Below are 11,178 nucleotides of genomic sequence, written 5' to 3'. Positions count from 1 at the left end.
CCAAAACCAACATCCCGATCTCGCCGCCTGAAAATCCAGCCGGCTGCTTAAACCATCGAAATGAGGGGTCCCTTTTAGACGCCGATCACCCCGCTAACGGGGTCCTTTTTGCACGCCGATCCACACGCCTGATTGATGACGAGATTTCGGGCAGAGCGGAACAGATAGGCTTCGGGATTTTCCACCCTCTCGAATGCTCCGCAGCGCAGCATCCCGGTAAAGGCTTGCTGGACGAGATCGGGCGCATCCTCTCGACCAACCCTCCTCCTGAAATAGTGGAACAGACGGCGGTTCTGGGACCGATAGAATTCGTCAAATGAGGCGAACGAGCCGGTGCTGGTCATGGCCGCGCCTCCCGACGATCGCGGCCGGTCAGCGGCGCGTCCCGCGAGGCGCGGTAGAGCGTGATACCGGCCTCGATCCGGTCGAGAATGAAGGTGTCGCGTTCGGACTTGGCGGTGCGGACGTCGGATTTGGAATAGATCTCAACATCGACCGCGCAGCGGTCGCCAAGCTCGCGCCGGATGACATCGCGAGCGCGCCGCCAGCAGCGCTCATTGGTGAACAGCGGATGATTGACGATGACCCAGAATTCGTAATCGGAAAAGTCGATCGTCCGCTGGTCTTCGTACCAGCTTCGGCGCGCATAGGGACCGATCAGGATAATCCGCTTGATGACACCCGGCCCAGGTGCCTGCACCTGCAAAGGATCGAACAGGCCGCGCAATATTCGAGTGATGCGCTCTATTTCTCCTTGTTTGCGCCGGATGAGATGGCCGACGCGCGCCATCACGACTTCGCGCGTGTAAACGTCGTTTAAATATGGGGTAGTCATTTGCAGCTCGCACCGCGGCGGTCCGCGCCTTGATGCGCGGATGGGCAAGCGGTGTTCGCTGTCGGGCCGCTGGTGCGGCTATCAGCAACCGTCCGACACGCGGCCGGACCTACATGATGCCTGGCGGGATTATCCCCGGAATGGCCGCCAGTCGTTCCATTCCGTGGAACGGATTATGCCAGAATCCGAGAGTCCCGGCAAGCCACGAGAGTTCGGCGCCTACTGGCGGGCCGCCGCCTCAAGCTCGGCGATCTTGTCGGAACAAACCTGATGCACGGCACAACCCAGTTCCTCGACGCGCTCGCCCAACCAAGTCAGCTCTTCTTCGCTGATCTTGTAATGCGTGGAATAACGGGCCTTGGTGTAGGCTTCCTTCAGCTTCTGGAACATCGCTCGCTCGCGGTGATTGGTCTCCGGCCATATTCCATAAAGGCGTCGGTCAAGACCTTCCGCGAGGGAACGCAGAAACGCGATATTGTGGTTGTAGGGCGTGTAGGACGTCAGCGTCAGCAGGAGGCATGAATAGAGGCGTTCCGTAGCCTGATGCAGATTGAACGCGGCCTCGTTGAGATTTCCGCGCTCGGTCAGAAACTTAAATGACGCGTGAAAAGCATCAGCGCTCGGGAACCACTTGGCATAATATTCCTTTGCCATGGCGAGCGCCTGTTCGGGCGTCTTGGGCTTGGGTGTCGCCAGCTCGCGGTCATCGGCCTCGTAAAGCCCGACGCCATCCTTTTTCACCTCCATGAAAAAGACGCGTCCGTGTGACAGCCCATCGTTAACCTCATGCAGGCTGTGAACGATGAAGTTGACCGGCGTATGGAGCGTCTTTTCTATCGTGTAGGCGCGGATCAGCCGTTCCTCGGCCTTTGCCCAATAGGCAGCGCGATCCGTCAGCTCCTTCTGGCTGACGATGATGAGGATGTCGTAGTCGGATTTATACTGGTTCGCCGACAGCGGTGCATCGACCCAATCGCCACGGGCGTGGCTCCCGAACAATATGATCTTGAGGATACGCGCGCCCTTGCGCGGTCCGGTCGCATTCTCGGTCGCGCCGCGAAACTCCTCGAAGATGATCTCGACGACGCGCTCAAGCTCGCGCTGTTTGGAGGCAGGAAGATGATCGAGATCGTTGCGCATCGTCATGAATCTTCGGGAACATTGCCCTTCTTGGCAAGGGATAAGTGGCCCGAGTTGCACCGACGCAGGCGGATGCGTCAGCATGGGAGAAGCGAAGCTCTATTTCTTTCCGGCGGAGCTTTTGCAAACCTGCTTCAAGTCTGGAACCTCCTTCTTACCCAAGATTCTTGTAATCCGAAGAGCCAGCTTGCTATCTACTTTTTTGAAGAACGCTGACGACCTCAAGGCGCTTTTAAACGAACCAAAGTCATCGTCATACGCATCGACAGCCGCATCCCAAAACGCGTCTGCAGATGCCTCGACGTATTTCTTAATTGCTGAGGAAAATTCCTTCCTCTTCATGCACTCAAGAGAAATTACGTTGGAAGAAAATGTGTTTCTCTTTTCAATAAGTTTTCTTGCCGTATAGCTTATCCAGTAAGTGCTTGTCACTCCGAGGAGCCCAGAGTTTTCATCATCTTTCAAATCATTATGGAGCTCCTGCCTTTTTGATTCGGCGAGGTTCCCAACGAGCCAAGCAAGGTAAACATCCTTCGCTGTTATGCCCTTAAAAAATATTGTCTGATATGGCTCATCAAAAAGCTCCCCCTTATTCGCGATGGCAGGGATTAGGTATTCTGCATAGCCAGATGCCAAGAACTGAGCAACCTTATCAAGCTCAATAATATTTAGATCTTTTTTTCGACGCGCCCCTTCAAGTTTAGGGGCGTAGTTTATTCCAATTGATTCAAATTCTTTACGAAGAGATTTCTGGATATTGTCAGCCGACCTGACACTCCAAATTCTTACCGCGTTCTGAGAGTTGTTATATCGAACGATATCAGTTCTTATATTTTGCTTGGCAGCGATAATCCTGACCAAAACTTTAGTATTTGCTGAAGCTTCGGCGTGCACGAGGCTGGATGTCGTTTGGCATCCGTTTACGATACTAAACCGCTTTAGCTTCACGCGCTGAATGTCGCCTTTTGCTCCTGGATCGATCGTATCGGCAACGATCGTAACGCCGTTGTTTAGCGCCCAGAAGACTCCGGGTTGCTCCTTCGCCGTCTTAATAATCTGCTCGTTAATTCCGCCCTTTCTGGCACCGAGAAATAGCCTAATATTTCCAGCGAACAGCTCCTGAGGGTAGGATTTATGCAATCTCTGCAATTCAGCAGCGCTCACCGAGCCAACGATCGCGCGACCATAATCACCTTTGTCTTCAAAGAAGCCAGAGGTGAAATCTATGTGGTCTTCCGCAATGCCGCCGCCATCTAAAATAATCGCCTTGTATTGGGCAATTAGCTCGTCTTGGGCAGAGTAAAAATAGGATATCTCTTGATCGCCACTTTTGGAAACTGAGACGGCATTGATTATCGTATCTGATTTTTTTCCAAGCGAAATTAGCCCAAGGGTAAGAGACAAATCTCGATGATCTTCATGCGCGCTTTCAATAAGGTCTGCGAGATCATCGCGCCCCGCCTCTCTCAGCGCGGCCGGATTCCTAATGTACGGAAGGCTTGCTAATACTGCGTCCCATTTTGCTTTCGGTGTCGGCTTGGTGGTGTTGCCGGGGCAATGGGCCTGTACGATCATCAAGCTCTCAGAGGCCTCATCAACGAACACGAGGTCTATGCCCTGATCGTTGCCGCCATCGGCCGCTGCCGCGTCGAGTGCATCATCCTCATCAATTGAATAGAAATTAATCGCATACCAAGCAGCGAATGCCTTCTCGCGGTCTACTTGCCCGCGGGCTGCCAATTCGTCGATCGAGGTCAATATGTCGTCTAACGTTGGCGTCGCCGTCATCGCGTTTCATCCCGCTTAGAGGTAATTAATTCTCCTCTCTAATTACGAGAAATGAATCAAACGTCCACCCTTCTGCTGATGGTAGTGAGCCGAATAACTTCGGTTCGCTCGGCTCGTCGAAAGCGCGGACATCGGAGGCGCCCAGTTCCGCCAACGGCGTGAGCACTTGCCGGATGGCAGGCTGGCACCTCAACAAAGCCCATGGGCGGAAAGAGGCTTTGCAAGGCCGAGGCCTGCCGCTTTGCTGGCGCCGGATGTCGGAGCGGCCGAAGGTGCAATCGCAGTTTGCACTGCTCCCGCCCGTTCACTTATCGCGGCAGCAAGCTTTGCGCGGTCGTTCGTGAAAATCGTCGCTGAATGCTTCGCGCGGGAAATCCCGACATAGAAGGATTTTTGATCGACCAGATTGGTCGCACGGCTGTCAGCGTGGATAATTACATGGTCGGCTGTACGGCCTTGGGCGGCAAAGGCCGTATCGACGTAGGCGTGGGCGATGTGCCGGTCGCGGGCTGCATCAAAATGGAGGGTCTCTATCTTACCCCGCGCGCCGCGAACGGTCGCGGTGCGGGATTCTTCATCAATCGCGGTCACAATCGCACGCGCGCCGTTGATCCGGCCCTCTGCGCGATCGTTGCGCGTAAATCGTATGCGGTCCCCGTTTCTGAGTTCGATCGACTGCGGTGAAAATGCCTGAACCTTGCCTGCGCCCCATTGGCGAAGCCGCCAATCGACCTCGCGCCCATCCTCTGATTTCAGGGCGATGGCGGATTTGGCGCGGTCGATGCTTTCGACGCGATAGGCTTCGCCGCGCGTCACACCCTTGTCGGCATAGTCGCGAGTAAAGCGAACGACATCACCCTCTTCATAGCTCATTGGATCGCGTGCCTCGGCGCGGCTGAGACCCTTGTTAGCAAGTGCCGTCACGGTGGCGGCGGGACCGGTAAGCGCGCCCGATCTGGCGAGCGCCGCGCGAATATCGGCCGTCAGGGCGTCGCGACCTTCGCGCGATGGCTCGATGACGAGCGTGCGAGCGCGACCGGCGGGGTCCAGCCCCGCATAGTGTTCGGAAATCGCCGCAAAGCGATCGGAGCGATCGGCATTTTCGATAATCGCGCCACCGCCTCCGTCGAGCGCCGCGATCGCCTTCTTGGCATCGCCCTCGATCGACGCCAGCACCGCTTCCTTGGTCGCGACATTGGTTTGCCGCACGATCTCGCCAAGCTTTGCGGTTTCCATGCCCGCATCCTGCAACTGCGCGAAAGCCGCGCCCGCCTCGACCGAGCCTAGCTGCTTTACATCGCCGACGAGGATGACGCGGGCATTATGCTTCTCCGCCAGGTCGAACAGGCGCGCGGTGTCGCGGGCTGAAAGCAAGGAGGCCTCGTCCACAATCCAAGCGGCGGGTTGACCATGTGCCGAAGGCTCCGGAGACAGTAAATGCCGCGCCACCGTATCGCCCCGCACGTCCAGCGCTTCCCCTAACACCATCGCGGCCGACGCGGTCGGTGCTAGCGCCACGACAGGCACGCCGCGCGCGTCGGCTTCGCGGGCGAATGTCGCAAGGACGGTGGTGGTTTTGGCTGTGCCGGCATAGCCTTGCACCGCTGTGATACGGTTGCGGCTGGTCAGAAGTTGTTGGGTGGCTACTCGCTGATCGGCGTTCCACGCAAAGCCGGACTGCTCAGATTGCGCGGCGGCGCGGGCGACCGTCTTCGCGGCAGCCAGTGGCGAGGCGATGGAAGCTATCGCCTCGCGCCCGCGTGCCTCAAGCCTAAGCAGCGTCCTTTCAGCTTCGACATTCTGGCGGGTCGTGAATCCTGCAAACGCAGCGCCGCGCCGATCCAGATATTTGCGGTCGATCAGTTCGCCCTGTTTTGTCGCCGCGTCCACGGCTGCCGCAATCTGCGCATAGCTGGCCTTACCCAATGCAAAGCGCCCGGCTTCTTCCTGCAAGGCGGCGGCAGAAAACACCGACTGCCGTTCGCCAAGCTTGTCGGCGGCGAAGGCGACGGCTCGATCGGCGATAGCCGCTTGTGAGGATGGATACGAAAGCGCAGCGCGGCTGGCCGCGAAGGATTGGGCTTGCTTGACCATCGCAATGCGGGCTTCCGAACCGAAGCCAGCACGATCGGCAGTTTCGCGCCAATCGGCAACCAGCGAAGTTTGATCGACCGCGACCTTCGCCTGCCGGGTATCGAGCGCTGCCACCTGCTTCTCGGTGGCGCTGGCCGCATCACGCGATGTTCCGCGCTCTTCTAGCGCGGCCTCGATCTCAGCGCTGCGGGTACTGAACGCCTTCATCACGTCGGCGGAAACGCCTCTGATCTCGAACATCGACTCCTTGTCCGTGTCGATCTCGTAGCCGAGCTCTCGCACCTTCAGGGCAAGTTCCTGCCGGTAGATAGCGCCAATCTGTTTCTGAAGCTGGTAGATCGCGCGCGGCTCAAGGCTTCGCCAAGTGTCATTCTCGCCCCGCGTGGCGTTCATGATGACATTATGGGTATGAAGCTGCGGGTCTTGCGCGCGGCTGGTGCCGTGCTGAAAGCTGGCGACAATGAGATTGCCGGTCGCTTCGCGGGCCACCGTGCCGCCATGCCGGACGCGGGTCGCGGCCATATGTGTTTCGACATGGGCGAGCGCGGTCTTCACCGCTTGGCCATGCGCCTCAATCAGCCGCCGGTCTCCCGCCACCTCCGCCATTATCGACACCGACTTGGGCGCGCTCAGGGTGACGTCCCATCCCGGTCGATGTTCAAGCTGACCCTCACGGATCGTGCCGAGTTGCTGGTCGCCGACCTCGCCGTCGAGTAATTCGCGAAAGGCATCGCGGTCCACTTCACCCGACAGGCCCAGTTCCTCGGCACCTTTGCCTTGCCATTTGGACGGCGATAGGCCGCCCTCGGCATAATAATCGTCGGCTTCGTAATAGCTGCTGGCCTGTGCTGAGCTGGTCAGTGCCGATACCGACGCGACCATCAAACCGGCCCCTGACGCTTGCGACGAAGAGCGGGCGGCGAAGGCGTGGGCGTTGGCATGGGCGCAACATCGGCCTGCGGGGGCGGCTTTGCCTGCTCCCACAGACTGTTTTTCGGATCGCCCGCGACAAATCCCGGCTGGCCTGCCGTGCCGCGGTGCGCGAGATGATCGGCGGTGAGGGCAATCGGCGCGACCGGCAGGCCATCGGGGAACAAAAGAAAACCCTTATATTTGGGCAGGCGGAATTCGCTTTCCAAAATGGCGGGCCGCCTTGTGCGCGTCTTGCTCAAGGTCGTTCGCGGCTTGTCGTCACCTGCGGCCAACGCGTCGGTCATCGTGTGAATTTCGACCTCGCACTCTCCGACCGTCTGACTTGCCCAGCGCCGGGTTTCGCCGTCGCCAAGCTGGAGGAACAGCTTGGTGTTGCAACAGCCGAGCATGGATTCGGCGAGTTGCGACCCGTAGCGATGCTGCATCTGGCCAAGCGCCTGAAAGGTCAGAACGACGGCGGCGCCGAACTTGCGACCTTCGGGAAGCAACCGCGCCAAATTATCGACGCGCGGCAAATCGGCAAGTTCGTCTAGGACGAACCAGATGCGCCGGTCGGAGGATGGGGACAGTCCGAGCACCGCGCTCGCCGCGCATTCGAGCCAACACGCGAGCAAGGGTTTCGACGCATCGAAATAGTCCTCTTTGCGCGGGACGAATATCCACGGCTTCGGACCCTCGCAGGCGTCCAGTTTCTGGATGAAATCGCGGAACGCAAAGGGAGCCTCGTCGCCACCGTCCGTCCGCAGGAACTGGATGAGGTTTGCTGCCTTGGCGAGCATGAACAAGACGCTGCCGGTCGCTCGGTCTGCGTCCTCGGCAAAGGTTCGGGCCGACGAGCTGTTGCCGAGCCATGTCTTGAGGTCATCCTTCTCCCGCGTTTGCAGCGCGTGAAGGAGGTCGGGCAGCGTGTCCTTGCCCTCGCGCCACAACGCGCGGATCATGTTGGCGACAAGGATGCGGCTGGTTTCCAGCCATACGTCGCGGTCGTGCTGGCCGGTCTCGGTAATCAACTGGTTCGCAATGCGGTCGGCGTCGGCAGGATGCGCTATCTCGGCAAAGGGCGACCAATAGGCGCAGCGGGCATCGAACGGATTGAGGATGATGTCGCCGCGTTCGGGCTGGTAATAATGGGCGATGAATTCGCCGCTGGTGTCATAGACCAAGGCGGCTTCGCCGCGCGCCTCGATGCCATCGAGCATCTGCCGTAGCGCGGTTGTCTTGCCGCTACCTGTCGTGCCGATCATCGCCATGTGCCGGGTTTCCAGTCGCGCCGATATTGGGACCGTGCCGATCGCAAGCGCGTTGGTCCCGGCTTCTGCGCGGGTCAGTTTGGCGAGCTTCTTTTCGGTTGTGACCTGAGTTCCGGCGATGACGCGATCCCGAAGGGCGCGTTCCCGGCGCTGCGCCCTAACGCCTCTCAGTAAGATCAACCCGGACAGCCATCCGGCAAAACCGAGCAAGGCTCCGCTGCGCAGTTGGCTCAGCAAGCTCGAAACGGCACCGCTATAATGTGGACTGGCGACGACATCGCGGGCGGGCACGAGATATTTCGATCCCTCATAGGTCACGGTGATTTCTGGTTCGGCCTCGGTGCCTGAGGCGATCCAGAGCGCGCCTCGGGCATAGGCGTAAACGCCGACCGCCCACCGCTCGTCTTCGGTCTGCATCATGTAGGGCATTGAGAGGGCACCCAAACCGACCGTTGCCAACATGATGACAACCTGCCGTTTGAAGCGTGCGGCACGATTGATCCGATTGTGACGACGCAAGGCATCGGCATGAATGCGGCGATCGGGGCGTTCGGTCATGACCGATCCTCCTGCGCGCGCTGCCGCTGTCGATCATAGGCTGCGTTGATGTCGGCGGTGATGTCCTCGTCGGATTCTTCTGATCCGAGCGCCGCGCTGCGTGCATAACAATATGCGGCACAGGCGGTGAAAAGCGCCCGGTCGAGTAGCCGTTCGACACCGATCATGCGGGTGCTGACCGATGCCAGTTCGAAGACGATCTCGCCGAACTCCACGTCTCTCGCTGGCGGGTTCGCTTGCGCCGCGATCCCGGTTTTTACGCAGCGCTGAAGCGTCGCGTAGGCGCTGATCCCCTCCCGTTCGGCGAGCGTTCGGAGGCTCTTGTCGAGCGCGGCGGGCAGGCGGATGTTGTAGCGGGCGAGAGTCATAGTCCGTCTCCCCGGCGATGCCGATCCGCTGCCTCCGAAAATACCGGAAATGCGCTCTTTGCGGGCCGTCCAAACTGCGCGCCGCCGGAACGCTGCCGCCAGAAATGGCGGAAAAGCTGGATGCACCCGTGCGTGAGGTGTGTATCCAAATTGTCGGCTCGATGCGTAGCATCGCAGCCCCTCCGCCCGTGATGGCGGGCGCTCTCATCGCGAAGCATGAAGGGCCTCGATCTGGCTATTACGGCGGACCCAGGCTTCCATCGACGCGATGGCTTCCGCGTCATCTTTGGCGCGATCGACTGATGGACGCTGGAAGTCGGGAACGTCGGTCAACGCATGTTTGAATAACCAGCGATTGATGGTGACATCGATCTCGGCGCGAAGGTCGAACAGAAGCTCTTTGGTCTCGACCGGCCCAAGCCGACGCCAGCCGCAAATTCCGCTGATCACTCCGCCCATCGGGAAGCGGTGCTGACCGGCGATCATCTCCGGGCCTTCGACTTGAAGCGCCACGCGGCGACCGGCGAAGGTCTCGATGACTGGACGCTCCGACCAAAGCCAATGACGGATGGCTGAGCGATAAGCACGGCCGTCGGCATCGTCGGCAACAAGGCCCGCGACCAGCGGGCGCATTTCGTCGGCGATATTTTCGGGGGCAGAGAATGTGAGATTGGGGCGAGAGAAAACGCGCATGATTCCTCCTTGCGGCGAAGTGCCTTTGTGAAGTGTCTGGAAGGTCAGTAGCGGCGGGGCTGGAGGCTGCTCAGCCAGTCCTCAACGTCGCCCGAGCGCCAGCGAATTTTGCCCGCGCCGATATGGCAGGGGCAGGGGAAGCGACCGTTTCGGGCGCGGCGATAGAGTGTGGTGCGGGACTTGAAGCCGGTGATTCTGAGCACCTCAGCGACGGTGAGGAGCTGGTCTCGATCGGGAGGCATTTGGGCGTCCTTTCATTCGTGGGAATGCAGGACGTGGCGGTGAGGGGCGTTGGAAGCTATTCAGTTCCACATTCACGGAAATTCATGCATCGGCAGGGCGCGCAGGAAATTGTTGAATGCGGGATATATCCCGGCATGTATTTTCTCGATGCGGCTCTCGCCGAAGCCCTCGCCGCTGAGCAGTTCTTTCTTCCTTTCGAATGTCATCCCGTCGAACTCGGGCCGTCGCAACGCGACGATAATCTGAACCGCCTCGCAAAACGAACGGGCTCGGGGAGTGGGCTGCTGGGCGTGCGAGAGCAACCACTCGATGCGTCGGTCGAACAGTTCCCGGTCGGGCGTGTCCAGCAAAACGCGAGACGTGACCAAGGCGGGGGCTACCCGTCCGCTCATGCGAACCCATAAGGAACTCATCGGGATTGGTCGGCGCGGGATGCACTGCCAAAGGGTTTGGTCACGGCTCAAGATGAGGAGCGTGCCGTGGTCGGCGGCAAAGGCGCTAAGAGCCGCTGGCGCGACGGGTTTGAGGGTGCCATCGGGCAATCGCTCCACGCAGGGAATGTCGCCGCTGGCGATCAGATTGCGGAAATCGTCGAGAGCACGCAAATTGCGTTCTAGGGTCGCGTCCGGCTCAGCAACGACTTCGTCGATCTCCGGTTCGTCTCTTATTTTGGACCGGTTGTGCGCTCCGATAAATCCCAGACCACCGATCAGCAACATGCCGATTCCGATGATCATGGGGTTCACTGCCACACTGACAATCGCGCCAACCGAGGCGACGATGGCCGAAGCGATCCGTAAGACATTGAGCAACCTGCGGCGCTTGCGGCCTCGGCGGGCTGCATCTGTCATCGCCAACAATGCGTGGCGCGGGATCACCGCCTCGATTGCGGTTCCGGCAGGCTGCTTGAGGAACGCGATATAGCCGTCCCAAACTCTGACCAGATCGGACGGGCGGAGAGGCAATTGCTGCTGCATGCCAACCGAATCTTAGGTGTGCGGACGCGCCTCTGCAATTCGGAATGACGCCTCCTCCACGTTCAAAATGGATGCGTTCCGTCGCTTTTGTTCTCAGAAGGTTCTGGCTGGCCTGCACCACCAGTGCACCACCAGAGGGCAATAAGGGGCTCGGCCCCTTATCGACAGGCCCGCAGGTGCCTCGTAAGTATCGGAAAATACTTGATAAATTGGTCGGGACGAGAGGATTCGAACCTCCGACCCCCACACCCCCAGTGTGATGCGCTACCAGGCTGCGCTACGTCCCGACCGGCCCTGTT

General features: G+C 59.3%; 10 protein-coding genes and 1 tRNA gene. All 11 read right to left on the bottom strand.

What is annotated here, in order from left to right; all coding sequences use genetic code 11:
• Window positions 1-74 precede the first annotated feature (74 nt).
• The 11 genes from CDQ91_RS22095 to CDQ91_RS19000 all read right to left on the bottom strand — a co-directional run bounded on the left by CDQ91_RS22095 (window position 75) and on the right by CDQ91_RS19000 (window position 11,166).
• A complete protein-coding gene (locus CDQ91_RS22095) occupies window positions 75-344 on the bottom strand; it encodes an RNA polymerase sigma factor (RefSeq protein ID WP_088474284.1) in 270 nt (89 codons plus the stop codon).
• Window positions 341-835: a hypothetical protein gene (locus CDQ91_RS19045; protein WP_237246061.1), complete on the bottom strand. Its 495-nt coding sequence runs from the start codon at window positions 833-835 to the stop codon at window positions 341-343. Before CDQ91_RS19045 ends, CDQ91_RS22095 begins: the two co-directional genes overlap by 4 nt.
• Window positions 836-1,054: 219 nt before the next feature.
• Window positions 1,055-1,975: a nucleotidyltransferase and HEPN domain-containing protein gene (locus CDQ91_RS19040; RefSeq protein WP_088474294.1), complete on the bottom strand. Its 921-nt coding sequence runs from the start codon at window positions 1,973-1,975 to the stop codon at window positions 1,055-1,057.
• A 99-nt stretch (window positions 1,976-2,074) separates the two neighbouring features.
• Window positions 2,075-3,763, bottom strand: coding sequence for an AIPR family protein (locus CDQ91_RS19035; RefSeq protein ID WP_088474282.1), 1,689 nt, complete (start codon window positions 3,761-3,763; stop codon window positions 2,075-2,077).
• A 189-nt stretch (window positions 3,764-3,952) separates the two neighbouring features.
• Window positions 3,953-6,739, bottom strand: coding sequence for a MobF family relaxase (mobF, locus tag CDQ91_RS19030; RefSeq protein WP_088474281.1), 2,787 nt, complete (start codon window positions 6,737-6,739; stop codon window positions 3,953-3,955).
• Window positions 6,739-8,598, bottom strand: coding sequence for a type IV secretion system DNA-binding domain-containing protein (locus tag CDQ91_RS19025; protein WP_088474280.1), 1,860 nt, complete (start codon window positions 8,596-8,598; stop codon window positions 6,739-6,741). The genes mobF and CDQ91_RS19025 overlap by 1 nt, the downstream gene beginning before the upstream one ends.
• On the bottom strand, window positions 8,595-8,966 hold the full coding sequence (locus tag CDQ91_RS19020; protein WP_088474279.1) for a hypothetical protein: 372 nt from the start codon (window positions 8,964-8,966) through the stop codon (window positions 8,595-8,597). The genes CDQ91_RS19025 and CDQ91_RS19020 overlap by 4 nt, the downstream gene beginning before the upstream one ends.
• A gap of 204 nt (window positions 8,967-9,170) precedes the next feature.
• On the bottom strand, window positions 9,171-9,599 hold the full coding sequence (locus CDQ91_RS19015) for a hypothetical protein (RefSeq protein ID WP_144036825.1): 429 nt from the start codon (window positions 9,597-9,599) through the stop codon (window positions 9,171-9,173).
• Window positions 9,600-9,703: 104 nt separating this feature from the next.
• Window positions 9,704-9,901, bottom strand: a complete 198-nt coding sequence (locus CDQ91_RS19010) for a helix-turn-helix transcriptional regulator (RefSeq protein ID WP_088474277.1) — start codon at window positions 9,899-9,901, stop codon at window positions 9,704-9,706.
• Between the two features lie 72 nt (window positions 9,902-9,973).
• Complete coding sequence (locus CDQ91_RS19005) at window positions 9,974-10,879, bottom strand: hypothetical protein (RefSeq protein ID WP_088474276.1); 906 nt, start codon at window positions 10,877-10,879, stop codon at window positions 9,974-9,976.
• Window positions 10,880-11,089: 210 nt separating this feature from the next.
• Window positions 11,090-11,166 (bottom strand) — tRNA-Pro (locus CDQ91_RS19000).
• Between the last annotated feature and the right edge of the window lie 12 nt (window positions 11,167-11,178).

The sequence above is a fragment of the Sphingopyxis witflariensis genome (assembly GCF_002205635.1).
Lineage (GTDB): Bacteria > Pseudomonadota > Alphaproteobacteria > Sphingomonadales > Sphingomonadaceae > Sphingopyxis > Sphingopyxis witflariensis.
This window is presented reverse-complemented; position numbering and strand designations above follow the sequence as displayed.